18 protein-coding genes and 6 pseudogenes are annotated in these 25660 nt (G+C 70.8%); 13 read left to right on the forward strand and 11 right to left on the reverse strand.

What is annotated here, in order from left to right; translation table 11 throughout:
- Positions 1-78: 78 nt before the first annotated feature.
- The 6 genes from QWJ13_RS33230 to QWJ13_RS33255 all read left to right on the forward strand — a co-directional run bounded on the left by QWJ13_RS33230 (position 79) and on the right by QWJ13_RS33255 (position 5211).
- Entirely contained in the window at positions 79-1422 is a 1344-nt protein-coding gene (locus tag QWJ13_RS33230; RefSeq protein ID WP_316529332.1) for an MFS transporter, read from the forward strand.
- The gene (locus QWJ13_RS33235) at positions 1419-2411 is read left to right on the forward strand and encodes a formylglycine-generating enzyme family protein (protein WP_432277653.1); all 993 of its coding nucleotides are present in this window, start codon (positions 1419-1421) and stop codon (positions 2409-2411) included. The genes QWJ13_RS33230 and QWJ13_RS33235 overlap by 4 nt, the downstream gene beginning before the upstream one ends.
- Before the next feature lie 191 nt (positions 2412-2602).
- Complete coding sequence (locus QWJ13_RS33240; RefSeq protein WP_316529333.1) at positions 2603-2839, forward strand: SDR family oxidoreductase; 237 nt, start codon at positions 2603-2605, stop codon at positions 2837-2839.
- Between the two features lie 44 nt (positions 2840-2883).
- Positions 2884-3015: an SDR family NAD(P)-dependent oxidoreductase gene (locus QWJ13_RS33245; RefSeq protein WP_316529334.1), complete on the forward strand. Its 132-nt coding sequence runs from the start codon at positions 2884-2886 to the stop codon at positions 3013-3015.
- A gap of 203 nt (positions 3016-3218) precedes the next feature.
- A complete protein-coding gene (locus QWJ13_RS33250; RefSeq protein WP_316529335.1) occupies positions 3219-3911 on the forward strand; it encodes a type 1 glutamine amidotransferase domain-containing protein in 693 nt (230 codons plus the stop codon).
- A 136-nt stretch (positions 3912-4047) separates the two neighbouring features.
- Complete coding sequence (locus tag QWJ13_RS33255; RefSeq protein ID WP_432277654.1) at positions 4048-5211, forward strand: inorganic phosphate transporter; 1164 nt, start codon at positions 4048-4050, stop codon at positions 5209-5211.
- A 285-nt stretch (positions 5212-5496) separates the two neighbouring features.
- Here the strand turns inward: QWJ13_RS33255 and QWJ13_RS33260 are convergent.
- Positions 5497-6662, reverse strand: a pseudogene (locus tag QWJ13_RS33260) (transposase); the annotation flags it as partial.
- Positions 6663-6774: 112 nt separating this feature from the next.
- On the opposite strand from QWJ13_RS33260, the gene QWJ13_RS33265 reads away from it, so the two are divergent.
- The 4 genes and pseudogenes from QWJ13_RS33265 to QWJ13_RS33280 all read left to right on the forward strand — a co-directional run bounded on the left by QWJ13_RS33265 (position 6775) and on the right by QWJ13_RS33280 (position 12146).
- On the forward strand, positions 6775-7197 hold the full coding sequence (locus QWJ13_RS33265; RefSeq protein ID WP_316529337.1) for a hypothetical protein: 423 nt from the start codon (positions 6775-6777) through the stop codon (positions 7195-7197).
- Positions 7194-11138, forward strand: coding sequence for a hypothetical protein (locus QWJ13_RS33270; RefSeq protein ID WP_316529339.1), 3945 nt, complete (start codon positions 7194-7196; stop codon positions 11136-11138). The genes QWJ13_RS33265 and QWJ13_RS33270 overlap by 4 nt, the downstream gene beginning before the upstream one ends.
- Positions 11139-11350: 212 nt before the next feature.
- A pseudogene (locus tag QWJ13_RS33275) lies at positions 11351-11690 on the forward strand (transposase); the annotation flags it as partial.
- A 327-nt stretch (positions 11691-12017) separates the two neighbouring features.
- Entirely contained in the window at positions 12018-12146 is a 129-nt protein-coding gene (locus QWJ13_RS33280; RefSeq protein WP_316529341.1) for a hypothetical protein, read from the forward strand.
- A gap of 75 nt (positions 12147-12221) precedes the next feature.
- On the opposite strand, the gene QWJ13_RS33285 is transcribed toward QWJ13_RS33280, so the two are convergent.
- Both QWJ13_RS33285 and QWJ13_RS33290 read right to left on the reverse strand, forming a co-directional pair.
- Positions 12222-12764 (reverse strand): hypothetical protein, encoded by a 543-nt coding sequence (locus QWJ13_RS33285; RefSeq protein ID WP_316529344.1) that lies wholly within the window; start codon positions 12762-12764, stop codon positions 12222-12224.
- A gap of 439 nt (positions 12765-13203) precedes the next feature.
- On the reverse strand, positions 13204-14787 hold the full coding sequence (locus tag QWJ13_RS33290; protein ID WP_316529346.1) for an AMP-binding protein: 1584 nt from the start codon (positions 14785-14787) through the stop codon (positions 13204-13206).
- Between the two features lie 57 nt (positions 14788-14844).
- Here QWJ13_RS33290 and QWJ13_RS33295 point away from each other — a divergent pair, with 57 nt between their 5' ends.
- The gene (locus QWJ13_RS33295; protein WP_316529347.1) at positions 14845-15378 is read left to right on the forward strand and encodes a DUF4232 domain-containing protein; all 534 of its coding nucleotides are present in this window, start codon (positions 14845-14847) and stop codon (positions 15376-15378) included.
- 215 nt (positions 15379-15593) lie between these two features.
- Here QWJ13_RS33295 and QWJ13_RS33300 read toward each other — a convergent pair.
- The 5 genes and pseudogenes from QWJ13_RS33300 to QWJ13_RS33320 all read right to left on the reverse strand — a co-directional run.
- Positions 15594-15770 (reverse strand): annotated as a pseudogene (locus QWJ13_RS33300) (SIP domain-containing protein); the annotation flags it as partial.
- Positions 15771-15798: 28 nt separating this feature from the next.
- Positions 15799-17649: a gamma-glutamyltransferase family protein gene (locus QWJ13_RS33305; protein ID WP_316529349.1), complete on the reverse strand. Its 1851-nt coding sequence runs from the start codon at positions 17647-17649 to the stop codon at positions 15799-15801.
- 844 nt (positions 17650-18493) lie between these two features.
- Positions 18494-18634: pseudogene (locus QWJ13_RS33310) on the reverse strand (ATP-binding cassette domain-containing protein); the annotation flags it as partial.
- A gap of 435 nt (positions 18635-19069) precedes the next feature.
- Positions 19070-19579 (reverse strand): fibroblast growth factor, encoded by a 510-nt coding sequence (locus QWJ13_RS33315; protein ID WP_316529351.1) that lies wholly within the window; start codon positions 19577-19579, stop codon positions 19070-19072.
- Between the two features lie 565 nt (positions 19580-20144).
- Positions 20145-20282 (reverse strand): annotated as a pseudogene (locus QWJ13_RS33320) (IS5/IS1182 family transposase); the annotation flags it as partial.
- Positions 20283-20554: 272 nt separating this feature from the next.
- Between QWJ13_RS33320 and QWJ13_RS33325 the strand changes: the two are divergent.
- A complete protein-coding gene (locus tag QWJ13_RS33325) occupies positions 20555-22102 on the forward strand; it encodes an alpha/beta fold hydrolase (RefSeq protein ID WP_316529353.1) in 1548 nt (515 codons plus the stop codon).
- A 139-nt stretch (positions 22103-22241) separates the two neighbouring features.
- Here QWJ13_RS33325 and QWJ13_RS33330 read toward each other — a convergent pair whose 3' ends face one another.
- From QWJ13_RS33330 to QWJ13_RS33340, 3 genes and pseudogenes are all read right to left on the reverse strand, one after another.
- Positions 22242-24047 carry a S8 family peptidase gene (locus tag QWJ13_RS33330; protein ID WP_432277658.1) on the reverse strand — a complete coding sequence of 602 codons (1806 nt, stop codon included), beginning with the start codon at positions 24045-24047 and terminating at the stop codon, positions 22242-22244.
- A 227-nt stretch (positions 24048-24274) separates the two neighbouring features.
- Positions 24275-24568: pseudogene (locus QWJ13_RS34455) on the reverse strand (cation transporting ATPase C-terminal domain-containing protein); the annotation flags it as partial.
- 408 nt (positions 24569-24976) lie between these two features.
- The gene (locus tag QWJ13_RS33340) at positions 24977-25267 is read right to left on the reverse strand and encodes a helix-turn-helix transcriptional regulator (RefSeq protein ID WP_316529356.1); all 291 of its coding nucleotides are present in this window, start codon (positions 25265-25267) and stop codon (positions 24977-24979) included.
- Positions 25268-25423: 156 nt separating this feature from the next.
- Here QWJ13_RS33340 and QWJ13_RS33345 point away from each other — a divergent pair, with 156 nt between their 5' ends.
- Complete coding sequence (locus tag QWJ13_RS33345; RefSeq protein ID WP_316529357.1) at positions 25424-25651, forward strand: hypothetical protein; 228 nt, start codon at positions 25424-25426, stop codon at positions 25649-25651.
- Positions 25652-25660 lie beyond the last annotated feature (9 nt).

The raw sequence follows: 25660 nt of genomic DNA on the forward strand, positions 1-25660 counted from the left end.
GCCGCCCCGTCACCGGCCCCACCTCCCCTCCCCCCGTACAGCCCCCGCGAAGAGACCACGCGACGAAAGGGCGGCGTCATGCCCGAGCTTATCGAGCAGCCCGCGAGAACCGGCAAGACCGCTCCTCCCACGGCCGCACCCGGCCGCTGGCGACAACTCAACCTGCTCAGCGGCGCCATGCTCGTCGACAACACTGAGGCCGGTCTGATCGTCGGCCTGTTCCCCGTCATCCGCCAGGCCCTCGGCCTCTCCCTCGGCGCCCTCGGCATCCTGACGGCGGCGGGCAAACTGATCGGCGTCGTCACCACCCCGCTGTGGGTGTGGGCCGCCCAGCGCTGGTCCCGCAAGGGCGTCCTCGTGATCTGCTCCGGCCTGTGGGGCGTCTGGGGCGTGGCCCTGGGCTTCGCGCAGGACTTCACCCAGCTCCTGGTCCTGTCCACGATCCTGGCCGCGGGCTACGCCGGTGCCGCCCCGGTCGTCACCGAGCTCATCGGCGACTTCTTCGAAGACCGGAGCCGGGGCCGGGCAGTGGGCCTGCTGTACGGAGCGGTCGCTCTCGCCGCCTCTCTGCTGGCCGCGCTGAAGGGGCAGCTGGCCGGCGTGCACGACGGCTGGCGCTGGGGGCTGTGGGCGATCGGCGCGTTCAGCGTCGTGTACGGGCTCGTGCTGTGGCGATGGCTGCGCGACCCGGGCCGGGGCGCCGCCGAGCCCGAGCTCGCCGACCTGACCACGGCCGCGCGCGAGAGCGCGTCCCGGGTGGCCTGGCCGCAGATCGTGGCCCTGCTCCGGATCCCGAGCCTGCTGGTGCTGCTCGTCTCCCGGCTGCTGTCGGGGCACCTGCTCGTCTTCTCCTTCGGCGTGGTCTACCTCGTCGACGTGTACGGCTTCACCACCCAGAGCGCCTCGATCGTGCTGCTGCCCCTCGGCATCGGCTTCTTCGCCGGCAACCTACTGGGCGGCTTCGTCGGCGACCGGGCGAACCGACGCAGCCCCGCGCACGGACTGCCCGCCGTACTCCAGGCCGCCCAGATAGCCTTCGCCGTCCTCGCCTACTTCGGCACCCAGTTCGCCTACGGCGGCATCGGCCCGTACGCGCTGCTCTTCGGACTCATGGGCCTCGCGCAGGGCGTCAATCCCGGGATCAACCGGCCCATGGTCATGGCCGTGGTGCCGCCCGGCCTGCGGGCCGCGGCCTTCACCCTCTACGTGGCCGTCTTCGAGTCGGTGGCCTGGGCCGCCTTCGGTCTCGGCGCGGGCTTCCTCGGCGACTCGATCGGGCTGCGCCCGGTCTTCCTCGCGGTGCTCGTCGTCCTCATGCTGGTCAACGGCGCCTTCCTGACCCTGCTGCACCGCACCTATGGGCGGGACGTCGAGCGCATGCGGCGGGAGCTGGACCGGCAGCGCGAGCGGGTGACGTCATGACTCGGCCGGCCGACCGGCTCCCCGCCTGCTGCGCGCCGCCGGGAACCGGTGTCTCCCGCGGTCCGCTGCTGTCGCTCTCCACGCCGCCGCCCCGGCGGGACGCCGGCACGGAGGGGATGGTAGCGCTGCCCGGCGGGGAGTTCCTGATGGGGACCCGCGACACGGAGGGCTTCCCGGCGGACGGCGAGGGCCCGGTGCGGGCGGTGCGCCTGAAGCCGTTCCTGGTCGACGCGTGCGCGGTGACCAACGACGCCTTCGCAGCCTTCGTCGCCGACACCGGACACCTTACGGACGCCGAACGCTTCGGCTGGTCGTACGTGTTCGCCGGGTTCCTGCCCGCCGCCCTCAGACGCGGCGCTCGCCGTCCGGAACGCACGCCCTGGTGGTGCGGCGTCGCCGGAGCCGCCTGGAACCACCCCGAAGGCCCCGGCAGCACCCTCGACGACCGGGGCGACCACCCGGTGGTCCACGTGTCCTGGAACGACGCCGCCGCCTACGCTTCCTGGGCCGGAAAGCGGCTGCCGACCGAGGCCGAGTGGGAGTACGCGGCTCGCGGCGGCCTGGAACAGGCGCGCTATCCGTGGGGCGACGAACTGAACCCCGACGGCGAATACCGGTGCAACATCTGGCGCGGCACCTTCCCGTCGAGGAACACGGCCGCCGACGGCCACCGCGGCACCGCGCCCGTCAACGCCTTCGCACCCAACGGATACGGCCTGTACAACACCTCCGGCAACGTGTGGGAGTGGTGCGCCGACTGGTGGACCACCGACCACCCGACCGGCGCCGGGCTCACCGACCCGAAGGGCCCCGACAGCGGCACCGCCAAGGTCATCCGCGGCGGCTCCCACATGTGCCACGCGTCCTACTGCAACCGCTACCGCGTCGCCGCCCGCACCGCCAACACTCCCGACAGCACCAGCGGCCACGCGGGCTTCCGCTGCGCCCGCGACCTGGAGCCCCGTACCACCGGGACACGGCCCGCCTGAGCCACGCCGCCCCGACGTTCCCGCCCGATCGATGCCTGCAAGGTCAGCCATGCCCAGAACCCGTGGAAGAGCCCTGTCGTGCCTGTTCGGCACGGACAGCGCCTGCCTCGCGGCGACCGCCACGGCGGAGGACACCGCCCGCGCCGAACCTCCCGGCCGTCTGCGCACGCTGTACGCCGCGATCCGGGCGCGTGCCCCTCAGGCCCGCGTCGTCGTCCGTCACCGTCGTCTGCCCTGGCCTCACCCGCACCGAGCTGACTCACTCCGGAGGCACGGACCGGTACCAGGACGCCATTCGCGACGCGCTCGACGGTGTCGGGCTCGACGCCACGGCCATCGCGGACGCCATCGGCTACGCGGTCGACCAACCCGACGACGTCGACGTCAACGAAGTCGTCGTCCGCTCCACGGCCTCCCTCCAGGGCTGAGCCCCCAACCACCTCACCGGCACGCAAGGAAGGGAAGCAGGAGCATGACACAGCAACTCGCGGGCAAGAGCGTACTGATCACGGGCGGGGGCAGCGGGATCGGCAGGGCCGCCGCCCTGGCGTTCGCCGCGGAAGGCGCGATCGTGACCGTCGCCGGCCGCACCCGGAGACCCTGAAGGAGACCGTGCGCCTGGTCGAGGCCGCCGGCGGCACCGCCCGGTACGTCCTGGCCGACGTCACGTGGGAGGACGCCGTGGCCGGAGCAGGCTCGCCGCTTCCGGCCGAGTGCGAGTGACGTTCCGGTGCAGGATCGTGGCAAGGAAGTGGCGGCACCGCAGTTCGGACGCGGGCCGCGAACCCGGACTCTGGAGTGATCACCATGGCGCAACTGCTCTTTGTGCTGACCGGATCCCCGTACTGGACCCTCAAGGACGGCACCCGGCACGCCACCGGCTACTGGGCCGAGGAGTTCGCGGCCCCGTACAAGACCCTCACGGAGGCCGGCCACCGGGTCGTGGTGGCCACTCCGGGCGGCGTGATCCCCACTGTCGACATGATGAGTCTGCGTCCCGAGATGGCGGGCGGTGCGCAGAACGCCCTCGGGCTGGAGGCCGTCATCCGTTCGGCGGAGGAACTCCGGCACCCGATCCAACTGTCCGACGCCCGCATGGAGGACTACGACGCCGTCTACTTCCCCGGCGGACACGGCCCGATGGAGGACCTGTGGATCGACGCCGACGCCGGCCGGCTGCTGACCGCGGCCCTCGCCTCCGGCAAGCCGCTGGCGGTGGTCTGCCACGCCCCCGCCGCGATGCTGGCCACCAGGGTGCGCGGGGTCTCCCCCTTCGCCGGCTACCGGGTCACCGGCTTCACCAACGACGAGGAGCACGCCGTCGGGCTGGCCTCCAAGGCCCGCTGGCTGCTGGAGGACGAACTGAAGGAGCTCGGGGTGCGGTTCGAGCGCGGCGAGATGTGGAAGCCGTACACGGTGGTCGACCGCAACCTGTACACCGGGCAGAACCCGGCCTCCTCCGGCGTCCTGGGGCAGGAGCTGCTCAAGGTACTGAAGTAGGCGGTTGCACCGGCACCCGGCCCCAGGGGCACAGCGGAGCCATCGCTGATCCGACCGGATGGCGGCTCTCGGGCGTGCGGCGCGCCGGGACCTCGCTGTGCCGGGGGCACCTGGTGCGCGGGCTACGTTCTGGTCCGTGACCGGCAACGACGCGGTCCTGGCGTTGATGGTCACGACGGCGCTGGGCTTCGATTTCACCAACGGCTTCCACGACACCGGCAACGCGATGGCGACCTCGATCGCCACCGGGGCTCTCCCGCCGCGCGTCGCGGTCGGCCTCTCGGCGGTGCTGAACCTGGCCGGCGCGTTCCTGTCGACCGCCGTGGCGGCGACCATCGCCAGTGGCCTGGTCGCCGCCCACGCGGTCACTCTGACCGTGGTGTGCGCCGGTCTGACCGGCAGCATTCTGTGGAATCTGGCCACCTGGTTGCTCGGAATCCCTTCCAGTTCGTCGCACGCGCTGGTCGGCGGGGTGATCGGGGCGACGACCGCGGCTGCCGGACCTTCGGTCGTCACGTGGCAGGAGCTGGTCTCCAAGGTGATCGTTCCCGCCGTACTGTCGCCGTTCGTCGCCGGCGGCGTGGCCGCCCTCGGCACGGTCCTGGTCTACCGGATCACCCGTCGCGTGCCTGAGGGCGCGCATGGGCGCGGTTTCCGGCTCGGCCAGATCGGTTCGGCCTCGATGGTGTCGCTCGCCCACGGCACCAACGACGCGCAGAAGACCATGGGGGTCATCACGCTGGGCCTGATCGCCGACGGCGCGCTGCCGACCGGGGCGAAGGCGCCGAACTGGGTGATCGTCTCCTGCGCGCTGGCGATCGGCCTGGGCTCCTACGTCGGCGGCTGGCGGGTGATCCGGACGCTGGGCAAGGGGCTGACCGAGATCGAGCCGAGGCAGGGGATGGCGAGCGAGTCCGCCACGGCCGCCGTGATCCTCTGCTCCACCGACTTCGGCTACCCGCTGTCCACCACGCACGTGGCCACCGGGTCGATCGTGGGTTCGGGCGTCGGGAGAAGCGGTGCCGAGGTGCGGTGGCGGATCGCCCGCCGGATGGTGGCCGCCTGGCTCGTCACGCTGCCGTCCTCCGCACTGCTCGGCGCGGTGGCGTTCTGGATCGCGGACGGTATCGGCGGCGCGGCGGGGGTGGTGGTCCTCTTCCTCGTGCTCGTGGCGGCCTCGATCGCCTTCTTCGTCGCCTCCCGCCGTCCGGCCGTGACCCCGGAGAACGTCAATGCCGCGTGGACCGGCTCGGTGATTCCGACGTCCCCCTCCGACCAGCCCGACAGGGCAGCCCGATGAACGGATGGTCAACCTCAGCGCCCTCGCGAAGATCATCGTCGTCTGCCTGCTCACCGGCGCCGGCGGCACCATCTGGTGAACGCGTTCCTCCCCTGCCCCCATGTCCATACCCGGCCAGACCGCCGTGCAGCGATTGGTACCGGATATCGAGCCACGCAGTCCGGCCTTCGACCCCAGCCGCAGGGTGTGTCCAATGAACGGCTCTCTCTCGTAATCGGTGGTAGCGCCGTGTACTGATTGTTGGAGGAGGACGCGGTGGCGGAGCAGAGGGAAGCTGGCTCGGCTGGCGAGTTCGGCCATCTCGGGGCAGGTCTGGGTGAGTTCCTGCAGGAGTGCGGTGTCCTTGTCGCGCGGGTTCTCGGGGCTGGAGAGCAGGAGACGGGTGAAGTGTTGCGGAGTGGTGACGGGCTTGTCGCCCTCCGCGCGGCTCTGGGTGATGTAGCGGTAGAACAGGTTGAGGCTCCCGGCGTATCCCAACTCCTTAACTTCCCAGAAGAGTTGGAGGACCGGGACGGCCGGTTCCTCCGCCCGGCGGGCGCGCGGGTGGTCGCGGTAGGGGTCGACGAATGTGGGTTTGTAGCGTGGAGCGCGGCGATCGCCGGCGGGCTCCTTCATGCGGGAGTACCGCTTGGTGGTGTTCAGCGCGACGTCGAGGCGGCGGGCGCATTCGAGCAGGCCGATGCCCTGGTCGAGCAGGTCGTGCCCTCGCTTCCAGCGTTCGCGGGTGGTCCGCTCTCGCACGCCCCCGGGCCGGACAGGGTTCACGGCGACGGCCCCGCAGGCGGCGTGGGAGCGGACCTCGGCCAGGACCCGGTCGCACAGGTTGGCCCGGAGGTCCATCTGTCGCTGACCTGCACCGCTTCGGGCAGGGCCTCGCGAATGGCCTCGCCGTAGGGGCCGGAGCCGTCCCGGCAGATGTACTCGATCCCGGGGTGCTCTCGCAGCCACGCCGCCAAGGCCGGGGCGGGGCGGCCGGGAAGGACATCGATCCGCTCGCCGGTCTCGGCGTTGATGATCACGGTCGCACAGCGGTTCCGGCGCTTAAGGGCGAAGTCGTCGATGCCGACCACGCGCGGCACCCGCAGCGGCGGCAGAGCCTGGCGTATGAGCAGGCGCAGGGCCCTCGAACGGGAGATCGCTCACGTCAGCGCGTGGGAGAGGCGGGCGCCCGACCGGCCCGCTAACTCCTTGACCACCGCACCGAGCTGGTCGGCCAGGCGCCGGGTGCGGCGCTAATAGCGCTCCACGACGCCGGGAACCTGCTCGCGGAACGTCTGCCGCGGGCAGCCGAGCACCGGGCCCACCAGGCGCTCGCACACCGGGCACGGCACCGGATCGTCGCGCGTCCGCGCCGACACCCGGATGACCTCTCCCTCGTCCGTCACCCCCTCGATGACGAGGGCAGACAGCCCCGAAAACACCACACTCACAGGCTCGTTGACATCACGCACATCACGCCAACGACCGCCGTCACACTTCGCTACCATCGATTACGGGACAGAGCCGTTCTTTTTACAGACCCCCGATCCACATCACGGGGGCCAAGCGCGAGATGATGTCCAAGTGTCTGGACGTACTCAGAAGTGGATCGGAATCGGCGCCGGGGTCGCGATCGCCGTAGGCCTGGTGTGCTACTTTGCCGCGGTCGGCCTGGATAAGGCAGACAAGCTGGCCAGTGTGCTCGGGTTGCTCCTCAGCATCGCCGGCTTCGTCATGGGGTGGCTCGGCTACACCCGAGAGACGACGCCTGGCCAGTCAGTGCAGAACGCGTCAGTGGGTGGAGGTATCACACAGATATCCGGCACTCAAGGCAGCGTGCGCATCCAACGCCGGGGAGCACCTTCCGCCCCGTCCTCACCGTCCCTCTCGCCGACGGCAGCAGGAGCTCCAGAAAGCGGGCAGGCTGTGGGCGGGAGCTTCGTCGGCGGCCATGTGGAACAGGTATCGGACACCGGCGGTGACGTACACATCGAGCAGGAGCCGTGATCGCACAGCTCCGCCGGTTGGCGGCGCGACTCAGATTTACTGGACAGCCCGCCGTTCAACCGGCATCGCAGCAGGTCAGCAACACAACAGTAGGCGGGGACCTCTACCAGATCAGCGGCGTAGGCGGTGCCCTGAGCATCTCGCTTGGCGACGGTTCCCCAACAATCTCTCTGGCTCCAGGCATAGATCCTGCGGGAGCACTCGATGCGCTAAGGAGGACGGTAGAACGGTTCGTCCGGCGAGCCCAGAGCACACAGCCTGTATTCGGCATGGCTTCACGACCTGATACCGAGAACCTCCTGGCCCGGCTCTTGGACCCGGAGAGCCCCCAGGTCGTGGTGTGTGAGGGCGGAGCGGGCCTGGGCAAGTCCGCCGTGGTCGCAGACATCCTCTCGGAGCTGACCAGCCGCGGGTGGATCGCTGTCGCACTGTCGATGGACAGTGTCAGAGCAGAGACGCAGACTGCTGCGGCATTGGGCGCACAGCATGTCGGCCCGATGCTCTCCCCCGCCCAGATGCTCACGAGCGTCTCCGATGGCAGGCCGGCCGTCCTGGTGGTGGACCAGTTGGACGCCGTGAGTACCTACAGCGGCCGCATGCCCGACGCATACGAGGCCGTCGACGAGATGCTCAGCGAACTGTCCACGGCCCCGAACGTGAAGGTGCTCCTGGCAGCCCGCACCATCGACATCGACCAGGACCCCCGGCTGTCTGGTCTCGTCGCTCAACGGAGACGAGTAGAGCGCTTTCCCCTGCATGAGCTGAGTGAGGCAGCAGTACAGGACACCCTGGCAATGGCCGGGATCACCGCAGGGCAGTTGGGGACGGTCACGCTTGAACTGCTGAGAACACCACTCCACTTTTCGGTCTTCAGCAGGCTGTCCCAGGCCGCAAGGACCGCGCCATATCGCAGCTTGCAGGAGCTGTACGTGCGCTACACCGAAGAGCAACGTTCTTCGATCGAGGAGCAGCTCGGCCCTGGTGTTTGGAAAGGTATCACCGGCTCCCTCGTGGGCTGGATGAGCCAGAACGAAACGCTCACCGCTCCCACCGGGTCTGTGGAGAATTATGCCCAGTCTCATGTGGGGGCCCTGGAATCGGCCGGCGTCCTGGTCCGTTCAGGACTTGACCGGATCGGGTTTTTCCACGAGACCTACTTCGACTTCCTCTTCGCAAGGGCCTTCGTGGCCTCCGGCGGCGACATCCACGGCTTCCTCGCCGAGTCCGGGCAGCACCTCTTCCGGAGAGCTCAGACACGGCAGCTCCTCGAATACCTGCTCGTTGACGACCGCCAGCACTTCCATCGCGTGGTCGTCCAACTCCTGACCTCACAATACGTACGCTCCCACCTGCGGGATGTCGTTCTCACAGTCCTGCAGCAGATGGACGCCCGGGAAGAAGACTGGGAAGTATTGGAGTTGCTCGCCTGGGACTCAACACCCATGGCGAACAGAGTCCGGTGGTTCTTGTCAGCGCCTCAGTGGTTCGATGCTTCTGACCAGGACGGCCGCTGGGAAGGCTGGCTCAGGGCAGAACCTCGGCGCAGCCTCATCCAACCGGTTCTTCTCGCCGCGGCACGGCAGCGACCCCAGCGCGCCGTGGAGTTGCTGCGCCCCTATCTCGGCGTCTCCCCTGAGTGGGACCGGTACCTCGCGTCTCTGGTCCACTGGTCACTCACCCCCGAGTTGGCCGACTTCGCGGTAGAGGCCATCGCTCGGGGTCTCCTAGACGAGGTCCAGCCAACCGTCGCGGTGAACAGCGACTTCTGGTCCCTTCTCTACCCCCTGGCCAGCACCGCCCCTGAAGCCACCGCACGATTGATCGGCGCCTACTTCCAGCGCCACCTCCACCTGGCGGAGGCAGATGGCGCTGGCGACCCATTCGATGTTGGACACCTACCCACCAACTCGCAGGGTGCCGAGTTCGTCCTTACCACCACCGCACACGAGGCTCCCCAGGTCTTCGCCGAGCAAGTCCTGGACTTCGTCATCGCCGTCGCGACCACAGGCGTCGGCCAACGAAGCGGGACCTACGCATCGGGAGGGCGGTGGTCCTTCCGCTTCCCCGGCAGCCATAGCGTGGACACCGCCTTGTTCCAGGCCCTGGACGCAGCCCTGCGATCCCTCGCGGACTCCGATCCGGCGAGCGCACGCGCTTTTCTCAAGCAGCTGACGACCTTGCACACGCCCGCTCTGGAGCTCCGCTTCCTCGCCTGCCGACTGCACACCGCGCTCGGCAACAGCGACGAGGCCATCGCCTGGCTGCTGACCGATGAGAAGAATTTCCGGCTCGGTTACCTGAGCACTGCGCGCTGGGCATCACGCGAACTCATCGCCACGGCAACAGTCAGCTGCGGCGCTGAAGCACTCGCAGACCTGGTTTCAACCCTTCTGGGCTACTACTCCAGCTGGGAGCGTAGCGTCGAAGGAAGAAGAGAATGGGGGCTCGCGCAGTACGAGCTTCTCTCAGCAGTGGCCGAGGCGAGAAGGGATTCTGCCGTCTCGCGTCGGCTCGCTGAATGGCAGCGCAAGTTCCCGTGGTGGTCTCCTCAGCCTCCCGAGGAGATGAGAGCAAAATCCATCGGCTCACCTATCCCTGCAACCAACGCTCGGCTCATGACCGATCAGCAGTGGCGGTTCGCTCTTGCCACGCACTCATCACCCGAGACTCAACGCCGTTGGATGACGGGCGGGGCAAGCGAACTGGCTCAGGTCCTCGCAGAGCAGGCACAACAGGAACCTGAGCGGTTCACACGTCTCGCGCTGACTCTCGACGCTTCGTTGCCGGCGTGCTACATCGAGGCGATCGTCCGGAGCGCGGGCCCTCGCCTGGACCTCACGCAGTGGACACAACTGTGCGTCCACGCTCGCTCCATCGCAGGCGAGGACGTCACCCGAGCCATCTGCCGCGTCGTCGAGACCGCTCCAGAGCTCTGCGGATCGGAGGTCGTCAGCGTTCTAGAACGCTGCGCGGGCGATCTGGACGCCCATCTCTCAGCACCACACTCGGACGCGTACTCGAACATACCCGACCGACTGCTGACAGCAGGGCTCAACTCCAACCGGGGCCAGACCGCCCTCGCGGTCGCGGCGCTCCTGTTCCACAGCGACCACCACCTGCCAACGCTGGCTACCCTCACAGAGCAACTGGCCAACGACCCCAGCATCGCCGTCCGCAGCTGTGCAGCAGACGCGGTCCGCGCCCTAATGACCCGCGACATACCTCGGGCCCTGAATGCGGCGGACCAGCTCTTCGCGGCGGCCAATGAAGCCATCTACAGCGCCACCACGGCGCAGCGCCTGCTGATCGCTGCCCTGTACAAGGACCCGGCCCGATTCGCCCCGACGTTGGCCCGGGCGCTTCAGGCAACCGACGAATCAGCGACCGGCGCCGGCCGGGTATGGGCCGTCGCCACCCTTAGCGGCGCACAACTCGGCAACGTTCCCACCAGCGTCCAAGAGCTCTCCCCGCATGCCAGGCAAGGCGCAGCCGAAGTACTCTCGGGCAACCTTACAGACAGCCACACGGTGCTGCCTGTGCTCTTCAACGACGCAGACAGCGCCGTACGCGAAAAGGCATCTCATGCCCTCCGCGACATCGACCACCTCCTGCCGGGCCAGGCCGACAACCTGATCCAGGCATTCACCTCAAGCCCAGCCTTCACAGACCACTACGGCCAACTCCTCACAGGACTCCACCACCACCCCGGCCCACTCCCCTCTAAGGCAATCGACGCCTGCGAAACAGTCACCGCCACACTCGGAACATCGATGAGCGACATTCGAACCCGCCACGGCGCGGCCGGCTACCACATGGTCCCCGTCGTCCTGCGGCTCTACCGCCAAGGCACCCACGACCAACGCACCCGATGCCTCGACATCATCGACCAACTCATCGAAGTCGGCGCCCCCGGACTCGACGCCCTCGAAACCGAACGCTGAACCAGCGACAGCGCAACAGCGTCCCATCCAACACAACCGCAGCTCGTCCAACTGCAGATAACCGCGCTTCGCAGCCACGACGCCAAGGTGGTCGAGGCCCTCGCGGTGCCGCAGAAGTCCGGCGGGGGGTGTCCGAAGGATCGTGTAGGTCCGTGACGTGACAGGCTGGCCGAGGCTCGGGCCCGGGTCTTGGTCGGCCGGAACGGACGGACATGACTACTGACAGCGAGAACCCGGCCGTCGATCCGGTCGGGGCCGAGTTGGTGAACGACGTCGTCGAGCGGCTGATGGACCGCGCCGATGCCTCCGGGGCTGCCCTGCTGGGCGAGGGCGGGCTGCCGACCCAGGTCACCAGGGCCGTGCTGGAGCGTGCCCTGGAGGCGGAGATGACCGAGCACCTGGGCTACGAGAAGCACGACGTGGCCGGCCGGGGCTCGGACAACAGCCGCAACGGGACCTCACCGAAGACGGCCGGTGCTGACCGACGTGGGCGCGATGACGGTGGCGGTGCCACGAGACCGCAACGGGGACTTCGAGCCGCTGCTGGTGCCGACATCACACCCCCGCCCCGAAGTGCACCTGCGCTCACCTCGAAGCGCCCCTGTCGGCACTCGCTTCCGCACTCGACGCATGACACGGTTCGACCATCCGCGACAGCGTCTGACAGGACCAATGCTGACCCAATGCCGATTTTGCTGACAGTCTATCAGAAGCGACCGGGATGCTCCCGGATTCCGGGAAGTCATCGTCGGGTGCCGCCGCGAGAACCAACGAACGCCCTGGCGCGCCCCCTCGCCGGCCACCGAAGGGCGGCGAGGCGTTCCGAGCCCCCTCTACCGGCAAGAGCCCGCCGCCCCGCCCCGACACTAGGGTGACCTCATGGCAGACGCCCCGACGACAGCAGCGCCCTCGGTCGAGGTGCTGGACGCCCTCGTCGAGCGCGCCCGCGAACCGCCAACCGGCACGTCCTGGGCGAAGCAGCTGCGCTGGGTCGCCGGCAAACTCTGAGCCCTGCGCACGGAAGACGTCGACCTGCACCGCGGCACGAGACACAGGCGGGTTGCCGGTCACAGAGACGCGCTCCTAGCGGCGCAGGAAGGTCCCGCCGTCGATGACCCAGAAGCCGGCCGGAACCGCGCCGCACTTGACGACTTCGGAGTGCCTCTGGGGGTCGGTCCGGTTCCAGCCGACCCGACGCTGGTGCTGCTCGTCGGCCGGGTAGAAGGTGAGGCCTGCCTCGGGGTGCCGGCCTTCCTCGAAGAGGTGCGGCTCGCCCCCGAGCGGGGTGACCACGATCTGCGCGATGGGCCCGGTCACGGTGATCGTGCCGGTCCCGTCGACGGTCAGGCAGTCGACGTCGAACTCGGCCCGGATGGTGCCGGTCTTCTCGAACACGTGCTGCACCACGGCGTGCCCCCCGGCGTGGCCGCCGACCGTACGAGCGCTGACCCACGCGGTGAGCCGCTCGCCCGGGTTGGGGCCCGGGCCGTGCTCGTTGAGCAGGGTCCAGCTGTCCAGCGTGAGGTGCTGGGCCGGCATGGGCGCGGCCACGGCGGTGCCGGCCGTCCCAGCCGCGAGGGCCACGGCCGCGGTGGTGAGCGCGAGGGCGGTGGTGAGCTTTCGCATGGTCAATCCTCGGTGGGGAGAAGGAGTCGGGCTGTTTCCCGGCTGCCTCCAACTTCCCAGCCCACCACCGGTCGCCGCCTCCACCGCGGGGAGGGACCGGCTCCCCCCGGCGGGTGAATCGCTCCTCCTCCGCCCGACTCACCGAGTGGCGTGGCGTGGCGTGTCGCGTCCAGGGCGAGAGCGGCCGCGCGCCCAGGACGGTGGCGAGGCCCGCGACCGCTACCAAGGCCGGGGCCGGGGCCGGGGCACGCTCCCCGGTGACACCAACGGCACATGGGACATCTTCGCGCGGACCCTGCCGCGCGGGTCCTGAGACACCCGTGACACGGGGGCGGACGTTGCAGGACCCTCTGCCGGGGGTACGGGCCTTCGCGGCTGAACAACCGCGAGGTTGCCAGGAGGGCTCGTGGTCCGTGTGATCCGTGTGATCCGGGCGGGCCTACGAGGCCGCCGGGGTGGCTAGGCGGCGGAGTTCCTTCTTGTCGGGCTTGCCGGTGTCGGTGAGGGGCAGTACGGCGGCGAAGTCGATGACATCGGGCACGTACATCTCGCCCCGGCCGTCGCGGACCAGGGTCCGCAGCTCCTGCGCCGTCATGTCCGCCCCGGGGGCGGGCACCACGGTGACGTGGATGCGTTCGTGGCCGCCCTCGCCGCGCACCCCGTAGACGGCGCAGTGCCGTACCCCGGGGTGGGTGTGGAGGAAGTCCTCCAGTTCGGTGGTGTACACGTGACCACCGACAACGGCGATCATGTCCTTGATCCGGTCGACCACGGAGAGGTAGCCGTGTTCGTCGAGCCGGCCGAGGTCGCCGGTGTGCACCCAGCCGCCTCGCAGGACCTCGGCGGTCAGCTCCGGGTTCTTCCAGTAGCCCTCCATCGCGTACTCGGACCGGACGCAGATCTCGCCGACCTGCCCGGTCGGGAGCGCGCGGTCGGCCTCGTCGCGGATCTCCACCTCGACGCCGTCGACCAGCGGGCCGGCGGTGCGCAGCAGGTCGAGGCGGTCGGGGTCGTGCTCGGCCGCGGACAGCACGCTGACGATGCCGGCCTCGAACTGGCCGTAGGCCTGCTGGAACACCCGGCCGAAGCGGCGGACCGCCTCGGCGATGCGCACCGGTGAGGAGGGCGTGCCCCCGTACGTGATCTGCCGGAGGCTGGAGAGGTCGGTGGATCCGGCGTCGGGGTGGTCCAGCACCTGGTAGAGCAGCGGGGGCAGCAGGAAGATGTCGGTGATGCGCTCGCGGGCGACGGTGGCCAGGATCTCGCCGGGGTCGAAGCCGTAGTGGAGCACGACCGTGCCGCGGTTGGCGAGGGTGCCGTCAGCGACGAATCCGGCCGCGTGCGACAGCGGCGTGCACACCAGGTCCCGCCGCTGCTCACCGGTGATCACGGCCTTGAGCCAGTTCCCCTGCATCCGGGCGAAGGAGCTGCGGATGCCCTTGGGGTGGCCGGTGGTGCCGCCGGAGTGGCGGATGAAGCACAGGTCGCCCGGCCGGGCGGCACTGGCCAGTGGCTCGTCCGACTGGGGCGCGGCCAGGGCGAGCAGGTCGTCGCCCAACTCCGCCTCCCCGCCGCCGGTTTCGCCGAGGAGCAGGACGTTTTTGACCGGCACCGCAGCCGCGAGGACCGCAGCGCGCTCGGCGAGGCGGGGGTCGACGATGAAGGCGTAGGTCTCGACGTCGGCCATGATTCGGGCCTGGACGTCGGCGCCCAGCCGGATGTACAGGTGGTTGAAGTGCGCGCCCAGCAGGTTGACGGCGTAGCGGACCGCGACGGTCTCCGGGATGTTGCCGCACAGCAGGGTCACGGTGCGGCCGCGTTCCACGCCCCGCTCGCGCAGTGCACGGGCGAGCCGGTAGACGAGGGAGCGGAACTCCGCGGCGCCGAGCCGTCGTTCGCCGCTGACCAGGACTGCCTGCCCCGGTTCGTCCGCCAGTCCGTCGAGGACGATCTCCACGTAGTTGCGGAACTCGGGGTCACCGTCGCCGGTGGGGTCGGTCGGGCGCGCCTCGGACGTGTTCATCGCTGCTGGTCTCCTTGCGACGAGGAGGCACGCGACGCCCCGGTTCCGGGGTGACTCGTGCACGGAGAGCTGTTCGCCCTCCGTCAACTACCCACGCCGAGGCGGGTCGTACACCTGGCGACGATCACGGCCGCGGACCGCACCATCGACGGCGACACCGAGCGCACCGTCGTGGTCGAGCCGAAGAACCGCAGCGGCCACAACTGCTCGATCTCCGGCTTCGCGGGCGTCGACCCGGACACCGCCGCCGGCCCGCTCTCCGCGGCCCGCACCAAGGAGCCGGTCGTCGTCTCGGGCGTCCTCAAGAACGGCAAGTCCACCTTCTTCGGCATCACCTACCCGGCCAACACCTCCGGCGGCTCCGACGTCCGCGTCACCAACCTCCGCGTGACCCCGCCGGACGACAACACGACGGTCACCCCCCCCCGGCCCGGCGCCGCCACCTTGGGCGTCTCCAGCGCCCCCGGCTCCCCCGTCAAGATCGGCCCCATCGGCAGCGCCGGCCAGGCCAACCGACCCCACCGGTGGACGACAGGTTCCAGCGCCCGGCCGCGCCGGGCACGGCCCTGGTGGCCGTCGGCCTGCCGCTGACCGTCGCGACCAGGGAATCTCGCCGTCGGCGCCGAGGCTCTTCTCCTTCCTCATCGTCCAGCGCGGGATCGCCTCCGGCCTCATCGCCGGCGCGGTCAAGGGCTGATCGCGGGCCCGGTGGAGCCCTCATGGCGGGGGCGGCGGGTCAGACCCGCGCCGCCGCCCGGGTCACCGGCGACCTGACGGAGTCGACAGCCCGTGTGCCGGATCCGGGGTCAGTCGACCCGCTCCTGTTCGGCTTCCGCCTGGGCGTTCCACTCACGCTTGACCGCCCGCCAGGCATCGTCGTCCTGGCCGAACCGCCAGTAGCCGGAGAGGGACAGCCGCTCACGCGGAACGCCGTGTTCCAGGCGCAGCCGACGCCGCAGCTCCTTGACGAAGCCCGCCTCGGCCCGCCGCAGCCGCAGCGCAGCCGCCGGGTCACCGTCCGGCCGCGTAGCCCTGCATGCCACGCGGGTCCGCGGCAGCCGACAGGAGCCCGGTGCGCGGATCACGGGCCACCGCGCAGACGCGGCCCTCGCTCCACGGCCCGGCGACCCGCACCCGGTGCCGACGCCGACGCAGTTCGGCGATGACGGCGGCGCCGACCCGCTCCTCGACGACGACCCGGGCCGGGTCCATGGCATGCGGGTGGAACGAGGACGGGAAGCCCTCCTGATGCCAGTTCGGAGCGTCGATGGCGCCCTGGAGGTCGAGGCCGCCACGCACCGACGGGCGCAGGGCGACGGCCAGGAAGAAGTGCAGGCCCCACTGGTCCTGGGCGTCCCCGCCCGGAGTGCCGAACGCCAGCACCGGCTCGCCGTCCCGCAGCGCCAGCGAGGGGGACAGGGTCGTACGCGGACGGCGGCCGGGGGTCAGGGAGTTGGGCAGTCCCGGTTCGAGCCGGGCCATCTGGAGGCGCGTCCCGAGCGGGAAGCCCAGCTCCGGGACGACGGGGCTGGACTGCAGCCAGCCTCCGCTGGGCGTGGCGGAGACCATGTTGCCCCAGCGGTCGACCACGTCGACGTGGCAGGTGTCGCCGTTGGTGGCCCCGTCGGCGGCGACGGTGGGGCAACCCGGGCCGCCGGAGGTGCTCGGATCGGTGACGGTCGGCTCGCCCGCGCCGAGCGTCATCCCCCAGTCACCGGCCCCCGGGGCGGCAACCGCACGTCGGCCGAGCCGTGGCGGCCGGCCGCCGGGCCGGCCGGGACGCAGCTCGGCTGAGGCGAACTCGCCGATCAGCGTGCGGCGTTCGGCGCTGTAGGCGGGATCGAGCAGGTCGGCCACCGTGACGTCGGCGTGTTCGGTGTTGTCCCCGTACCAGGCCTCCCGGTCCGCCATCGCCAGCTTGCCGCCCTCGATCAGCGCGTGCAGGTACTCCGGGCTGCCGCACCCCGGGCCGGATCGTCCGAACTCATCGGGAAGCAGCGCGAGTTGCTGGAGGAAGACCGGCCCCTGACTCCACAGCCCCGGCTTGCACAGCGTCCAACCGCCCCACTCGTAGCCGACCGGCTCCTCGTACGTCGCCTCGAAGGCCGCGAGATCGCCGCCCGTGAGCACCCCGGCGTGCGGCACTCCCGAAGTGTCCATCGCCGGCCGCGCGGCGAACTCGGCCAGCGCGGCCGCGACGAATCCCTGTCGCCAGACCCGCCGGGCCGCCTCGATCTGCTGTTCACGCCCCGCTCCGGCGGCCTCCGACTCCGCCAGCAACCGCCTCCAGGTGTCGGCGAGGCGAGGGTTGCGCAGCAGCGCACCCGCGGCGGGCGGGCGGCCGTCCGGCAGGTAGAGCGCCGCCGAGCTCGGCCAGTGCCGCTCGAACTGCTCGCGCACCGCCGTGACCGCCGCCCCGATGGCCGGCAGCGCCGGATACCCGTGCGCCGCATAGCCGATGGCGTACCGAAGCACCTCGGACAGGCGTTTGGTGCCGTGGTCGCGGAGCAGCAGGAGCCAGGCGTCGAACGCGCCGGGGACGGCGGCGGCCAACGGCCCGGTCCCGGGCACCTCGTCCAGGCCGAGCGAGGCGAAGTGCGCGATCGTGGCCCCGGCGGGTGCTCCGCCCTGGCCGCAGAGCACCTGCGGGCGTCCCCCCGCCGGGGCGAGGATGATCGGTACCTCGCCGGCCGGCCCGTTCATGTGCGGCTCGACCACCTGGAGCGTGAATCCCGCGGCCACGGCGGCGTCGAAGGCGTTCCCGCCGTCCTCCAGCACCGCCACCGCCGCCGCGGTGGCCAGCCAGTGGGACGAGGCCGCCATACCGAAGGTGCCCTGCAAAGTCGGGCGGGTGGTGAACATGCGAGTCCTCCTTGGGTTCGGCCCGTGTTGCCAGGGATCACTACCCCGCGAATCCCGGCCCTGAAAGCCCGGTCCACCCGTACCCGTCCGCCGAAGGCTGCCCGGGAACTGCCCCGCGACCACCCCGACGAGCCTGGCGGAGACCCCGGTCGTACGCTTCCCGGCTACGGAGTACCCGACGAGGCGCCGGTGTCGCGGAGGCTTCCCATGCCGCGGGCCAGGGTCCTCGGTGCATCGCGTGCGGTCTCGAACTCGCGGACGTGGGCGCCCCGTTGTACACACCCGATGTCGCCGGCTACCGCCTGCCGCGTCCTCCGGCCGGCAAGCCCGGCCGGTGGTTCGGCTTCCTCCTGGTGCCCGATCGGCCGGGCACCGACGCCGACGACCCGAACCGCTGGGCCGTCCGGGTCACCGTGGAGCCCCTGACGGCCGCCTTCGAGCCACCCGCCTGCGGTGCGTCGGACCTCGGGAGCACGGTCGGCGGCGAAGGCTGCGAACAGGTCGCGCCGGACACCTGGCGCAGAGTCAACCCCTGTGTCGTCTTCCATTTCGTCCGCCGCGACGGCCATCGCCCGTGCCGCACTGGCCGGGGCGGGTGAGCGCGGCAGCCGGTTCCTGTCCGTGAGCACGGGACCGGTTCCCCAGCGGGTTCAGGCTTTGCTGAAGCCGGAGCCCGTCGGCTCCACGGGACGCGGCCGCGTGCGGCCCGCGTCCGGGCTCGTTGCCGCAGTGGTGGTGTCGCCCCTGCCGGCACTTGGCCTCGCCTACGACTTGCACGAGTGCGTGGAGTACGCAGCTGCTGTGGGCGGACGTGTGGCGGCGCTTCGGCCTCGTCGCGATGGCCTGCGGTCGGCTCGTCCAGCAGCAGCGGGGCGCGCTGGGCCAGCACCCGGGCCAACGCCACCCGGGCCCGCTCGCCGCCGGACAGCGCGGCGCACGGGCGCCCGGCGAAGGCGGCGGACTCGGTGGCCGCCATCGCCTCGGCGGCCACCGGTCGGGGCGTCACCGCCGAACGGTGGCAATGCGAGCCGATGATGCGTCCCGTAGCCCCCTGAACAACCGCGCCAGTTCCGGGACTCCTACCTCGTCGTCCCGGCCGTACCGAATCCCGGAGTCCGCGGACTCTTTCTGTCCGCAGGTACTCGCCACGACGCTGCCGGGATTGCGCCTCGACTCCGACACGCCGAGCGACCCGAAAAGCGCCTTCCGGCCGGGCTGACAGGAGGTTTCGAAAGGCCCCCTGCCCGCTTTATGGAAGGCGCTTTCGCGATTCCGGCCGCGATGTGGAAACCGCCACAGGCGAAGCGCCCTGGCTGACTCGGCGATATGAGCCGAGCCGCGGGCGCCTCGCCGGTGGTCTACCGTCGCGCCCGGTATCGCGAGAAACCGTGGGGCGGGATTCTCCCGGACGGCCTGACCTTTAGGCCAGGGCGAGAATGAACTTCTCGTCTGCGCCGCCATTGGCGTTGATCTGGCAGTTCACCGTGCCCCCGGGACCGGTGGCGGCGGTCACGCCGCTGCCGGTCACCAGGCGCAGGTAGATGTTCGGGAAGGCCGTCGCCGACCCGAAGGAGAACGAGCCGTCGGGCTGCGAGAGGAGCTTGTACATCTCGTACGAGTAGGCGCCGAACTGGCAGTTGACCGTTCCTCCGCCCGCCATGGTGGTGGGGACTCCGGAGCCCTCCATGCGCAGGAACACGTTCGGGAAGGCCACCGACTCGAAGGCGAACGTACCGTCGCTCTGCGACCGGGCCCTGAACGACGTCCAGAGGCCGGTGCCGTACTGACAGTTGACCTTCCCCGCTCCGCCGCCGGCGAATGCGGTCACTCCGGTCCCGTCCATGCGCAGGTACACGTTCGGGTAGTGCGTCGACTGGATCGTGATCGGCGTGTCTCCGAGCTTGGCGAGGTCGGCTGCTGACAGCGACATGACGGCTTCTCTCCTTCGGCCTGGGTGGATCGAGGACGAGTCGAACGAGCGCCGCTGCCGGCAGGCTTGCGGCGCTGAATGCGAGGCTGAAGAGGGGCATCAAGGTCAGTACTTGCGGCGTCAGCCGACAGGAGCCTTTTGCGTCGAACCGCATGGTCCCGCCGGTTCCACGAGCCGCTTTCCGTGAATGAGAAATCCCGCCGAATGGCAGGGCAAGGCGGCCTCGCAGCCGCCGCTCATCTTTTCCGCCCCTCTTGCCTTCCTGCTGCCACAGGATCTGGACCGACTGTAATCCGGCCGGTACATAGTGTCTAGACTCGGCGCTTCAGCAATGCCACCCGGATCATGGAATCAATAGGCAAAGCCCCCTTGACCTGGGATTATCGGATCGCCCAAGAAGCCCCCCGGCCGAATGACGCACCGCGTAGTGCGTTTGGATCGAGCGGCTCGCCGCCAGGCCACCAAGCCGCTCAACCATCCCGATAGGCCAATGGACGAGCCATCCCCAAGCGAGACACGTTCTTACTCATCGGCAGCAGCAGCGGAGACGGTGCCACCCGGCGAATCATGCAATTCGAATGAGGGTGCGAATGTAGGTGACGGCCCGCACGGCGTGGTGCAGGCCGTCGCCTTTCTTCCGGCAGTCGCGAAGAATCTTGCAGGACCTCACACGGGCGAAGGTGTGTTCGACACGCGCGTGCACAGCGATGTCGGGCCTTCACCGCATCGGGGAACATCACGGCATCGGCCGGCGCATCCTCGCCGAGCGTCTCGACCGCCGCGGGAACCCATGGCCCCGTCGGCCCGTTCCGTCTCGCAGAGGACGGGGCGGGGCGGGCATTCTTCTGATGCGTCGCCACATCACCTGGCGCGCGGGCTTGCCGGGCGGGCCGGCCGCCGCCGTCCCGTTCCGCCGTCACGACCCTGCCTTCTCCAGGGCCCGTACCGGGGCCCCCACACCGCAGAGGAGACGTCATGACCGCTCTCCGCCGCCGCGCCGTCGCGGCCGCCCTCGCCCTCACGGCCGGCCTGACCGCGGCCGCCGCCACCACGCCGGCACAAGCACAGGCCTCCGCCCGGGGCCTCGACCGCTATTACCAGCAGCGCCCCGACTGGCACAGCTGCGTCCAGGGCCCGGACGACCAGGACGGTGCCGCGCTCGAACAGGCCGGTGCCCGTTGCGCGGAGGTCACCGTGCCGCTCGACTACGGCGATCCCGGCGGGCGCACCCTCACGCTGGCGCTCTCCAGGATCAAGGCCACCGACACCCGCCACCGGATCGGCACGCTGCTGCTGAACGACGGCGGCCCCGGCAGTCCGACACTCGGCGCGCCGCCGCGGGTGCAGGCCGCTCTGAAGGACACCGCCGCCCGCTTCGACATCGTCGGGCTGGACCAGCGTTTCGTCGGGCGCAGCAACCCCATCGACTGCGGCTGGCCGGTCGGCTACGGCATCTTCTCCTCCGGGACGAGCCGGGCCTCCTTCGAGCGCCAGGTCGTCACCCAGCGGGACCTTGCGGCCCGGTGCCGTTCGGCGGTCGGGGACTTGCTGCCGTACGCGGGCACCCGCGACGCGGCCCGGGACATGGACGTGGTGCGGGGCGCGCTCGGCGAGCGGCGGATCTCCTACCTCGGCCTCTCGTACGGCACCTACCTCGGCACGGTGTACACCCAGATGTTCCCCGGCCGCACCGACAGGGTGGTCCTGGACAGCGCGCTGGCCCCGGCCCACGCAGGGCCGGCGCTGCTGCCCAACATGGTGCCGGAGAACGAACAGGCGTTCGCCGACTGGGCGGACTGGGCGGCGCGGCGGAACGGCACGTACGGGTTGGGCCGTACCCGCGAGGAGGTGGTCGCCGGGGTGCTGCGGACGATCGAGGCAGCGGCGGCGCGCCCGCTCGTCGTCGGTAGCGGCACGGACGCCTTCGAACTCGACGACACCCGGGTGCCGGTGCTGGTGTTCATGAACCTCGCGGGCGACCAGGACGAGGGGCGGGCGGGGCTGGCCGAGCTGATGGCGCTGCTCGCCGAGGCCGCGGCGGGCCGACCGGTCACCCCGTCGGCGCAGGCCACCGCCCTGCTGCGGTTCCTGTTCAGCCCGCAGAACTCGTCGGCGGGCAGCGTCATGCAGGCCATCGTGTGCGCGGACGGTCCGGCGCCGCGCGATCCGGAGGACTACTGGCGCCGGATCGAGCGCGACCGCGCCCGGTACCCGCTGTCCGGCCCGCTGCTCGACAACATCTCCCCGTGCGCCTTCCTGGACGGCCCTCGCGAGGCGCCCATCGAGGTGCGCCACGACGCCCCGGCGCTGATCCTCGCCGCCACCGGGGACCCGCGCACCACCTACCGGGACAGCGTCGCGTTGCACGGGCTGCTTCCCTCCTCGCGGCTGGTGACCCTGCGGGGCGCCGACCAGCACGGGCTGTACGGGATGTACGGCAACGCGTGCGTGGACGGCGCGGTCAACGCCTACCTGGCCGGCGGGCGACTGCCGGAGGCCGACCTGACCTGCGACAAGCAGTAGTCGGCCGGCGCAGTGCCCTCGGCGCCGTACGGCCCCGCCGGGTGTGCGCGATGGTGGAGGAGGCGCGAGTGGGCCGGATCACGCGATCCCGGCCGCCCGACGCGGCCGGGCGTCGGGCGGCCGGGTGGGGACCGCGAGGTCAGAAGGTGAGGTTCCAGGCGTCGATCGTGCCGGTGTCGCCGGCGCCGCCGTCCTTCACCCGCAGCTTCCAGGTGCCGTTGGCCGTACTCGCGGCGGCGTTGACGGTGTAGGTCTTGGCGACGTTGGCGGCGCTGTCGCCGATCGGGAAGCCCTCCAGGAGGTAGACCGTGCCGTTCGGGGCGACGAGGGAGAGGACCAGGTCGCCGCGGTAGGTGTGCTTGATGTCCACACCGACCTTGAGCGTCGCGGGCGCGTTGCCGGTGATGCCGGTGACGGTGATCGGGCTCTCCACCATGGTGTAGTCGGGGATCGCCACGTCGGCGGTGTTCTCGAAGTACCTGCCGACGGGCGGGGTGGCGCTGCCGACGGCCTTCAGCGCGTCGACCTGGCCCTCGCCGAAGAAGGAGTTGTTGGCGGTGGTGCCGGTGCAGCGGCTGTCGGAGGCGGGGCAGGCCAGGTCGTTGGCCTGGCTCGCGAGGCGGGCCCGGATGTCGGCCGGGGTGAGCGTCGGGTCGGCGCTCGCGATCAGCGCGGCGACGCCGGTGACGTGCGGGGAGGCCATCGAGGTGCCGCTCTTGGTGCCGTACTTGCCGCCCGGCAGGGTCGAGTAGACGCCGGTGCTGCCGTCGCCTCCGGGCGCCGCGACGTCGATGACGCCCCGGCCGAAGTTGGAGTAGGAGGCCTTGCCGCTGCCGCTGCCCGTGGCAGCGACGGTCACCACACCGGGGAGTTCGGTGGGGATGTCGAGGCAGGCGTTGCTGATGGTCCGGGTGGTCGGGGTGGAGTCGTTGGGGCTCTCGGTGTCGGTGGTCTTGTTGGCCAGGTCGTAGTTGGCGTTGCCGGCCGCCGCGACCTGGAGTGAGCCCTTGCCCTCGGCGTACTCCTGGGCGCGCTTGACGCCTTCGATGACGGCCGCCTGGTCGAGGTCGTTGGGGCAGTTGAACTGCCACGGGTCGGTGTAGTAGCTGTTGTTGGTGACCTTGAAGCCGTGATCGCCGGCCCAGACGAAGCCGCAGACGGTGTTCTCGGGGTAGAACAGGGTGCTGGTCGGCTCGGCGATCCGGACCGAGGCGATCTTCACGCCCGGTGCGACGCCGATGACGCCCTTGCCGTTCTTCGCGGCCGCGATGGTGCCGGCGACGTGGGTGCCGTGGGTGTCCACGTCCCGCCAGGCGCCGGTGCGGGTGTCGGGCTTGCCGTAGGCGCAGGAGACCGAGTCGGCGGCGTCGAAGTTCGGCGCCAGGTCCTGGTGCTGGTCGTCCACGCCGGTGTCGAGCACGCCGACCTTGACGGACGGCGAGCCGGTGGTGACGTTCCAGGCCTGGTCGGCCTTGATCTGGGTCATGTCCCAGCGGTTGGACTCGGTGAGCGTGGTGGCCGCCTGGGCGGGGTTCGCGGGCAGAGCCGGGCTGTAGGCGTCGGCCGGCACGTCGGAGGTGCGGGTCGCGCCGACCTGCTGGATGCCGGTGACGGTCCGCAGCGCGGCGGCGAATCCGGCGCTGGTGGAGTGGGCGACGATGACGCCGATCTGGTCGTAACTCGCGAAGACCGTACCGCCCTTGGCGGCGACGGCGGCCTTGGCGGCGGCGATGTCGGCGGGGGCGCTGATCACCAGGTAGGCGCGGGTGCCGGCGGCCCAGCCGGCCGCGCTGCCCGCGACGGCGGGCGCTTGGGCGACGGGGACTTGGGCCGCGGGGGCCTCGGCTGCGGGCGCCCAGACCGCGCCGGGGACGGTGGGGGTGGTGGTCACGGTGGCGGCGGTCGCGAACGCGGTGGAGGTGGCGAGTGCCATGGCCGAGAGCACGGCGAGGGCTGCGGCCGGGCGGCCGAGCCGCCGGGGTATGAGGGGTGACACGTTTCCTCCGATTCGACCCGTGCGCGAGGGGGATCGCACGGGAAATTGAATGAAACATGCCAGATTTGGCCGGAGTTGGGGAAGGCTTTACACCTGACGACTTTTCCCGGAGGCGTCATGTCCTGACGTCATGGGGTCTGCGGCGCCCCGGGAGGAAGGCCTGGCGGCAGCCGCCCTCAGGGGTGGACCGGAGCTCGCCGGCGGCGGGCCGTCCGGGCACCCGTCACCGCCCGGGCGAGGGCCAGCAGCAGCACCCGCTCGACCTGCGGGATCAGTGGCGGGGCCGCCACGGCGACGGCGATCGACGCCGCGACGCCCGCCCAGGCCACCGGCCCGAGCGGGGTGCACCCGAAGAACCGGCTCACCCCGGGTGTCTGGATGACGGCCGCCAGAACGGCGGCGGAGCCCAGGACGGTCACGAGGACCAGGGGGCTGTGCTGTCGTCCGGTGAGGGTCTGGGCGAGCTGGGCCGGGTCTCGCGGGGCTTGCCCGGTGTCGTCCCGCTCGGGCTCGGCCGGGAGGCATTCGACGCCCGCGACCTTCCGGCGCGCCGCTACCGCGCCGGCTCGCCCGGCGTCGTGCCGGTCGATCGGGCCGGGCCGGAGGAGGACATCGTCACGGGGCGTGGGGGCCGCGGCTGGGTCGGCCACACGGCTGCCGCGCCGATGGCCGCCACCGGCCGACCGCTCCCAGCACACCGAGCGGCCCGGCGCCCGTGTCGGCGGCGATGCGGCGAGTCCGGGGTGACACGAGCCCCATGGTGGTTTCCGATCGGCGCTTCCGGACGTGCGGGGGTCCCGAGGGCCGACGACCCGCTCGTCCCGACAGCGCGTATGCCCGCCCGCACCCGGTTGAACCAGTGGTGATCTTCCCCGTCGTCAGCGCAGCAGCACCGCGAGCAGCTCGGCAAGGGTCGGGCCCGCGTCCGCCGGGTGGCGCAGCTGCTTGCCGGCGACCACGTGGTAGTGGTTGGTGCGCCCCCGCCGCTCGTGGCTGAGGTAGCCGGCCTGCTCCAGGTCGACGATGATCCGCTGGACCGCGCGTTCGGTGAGCAGACACCGTACGGCGATGTCGCGCACCCTGATGCCCGGATCCCGGGCGATCTGCACCAGTACGCGAGCGTGGTTCGTGAGGAAGGTCCACCCCGAGCCCGCCGACCGGTCGTCCATGACCTCAGCATACGACGCCGTTTTCACCCTCGCGGATACGCGAATGGGAGTTCGGGTGTCCCCGGAACTCCACGTCACCGGGGTGGATCGCGCATCGATGCCGACCGCCCGCCGATCGGCCGTTCGGCCTTCGGCCCGACGGCAACCCGCACGACCATGGCGTACCTCGGCGAACCCGTACCGACCGTTCCGCAGCCCAGCCCCTGCGGCGAGCACCCGGATCCGGCCGCCCCCTGGCTGTTCACCCACGACGGTGCCCTTGCCGCCCAACCCCGCGCGGGCGCGGTGCTGTTCGGCCGCGACGGAACGCCGCTCCAGGTCGTCTCCTGCAACGGCGACCCCCGCCGCTCCCCACGATCTGCCGACAACTCCAGGACGGAGTAGGTGGGATGA

This window comes from Kitasatospora brasiliensis, from assembly GCF_032654805.1.
Classification (GTDB): domain Bacteria; phylum Actinomycetota; class Actinomycetes; order Streptomycetales; family Streptomycetaceae; genus Kitasatospora; species Kitasatospora brasiliensis.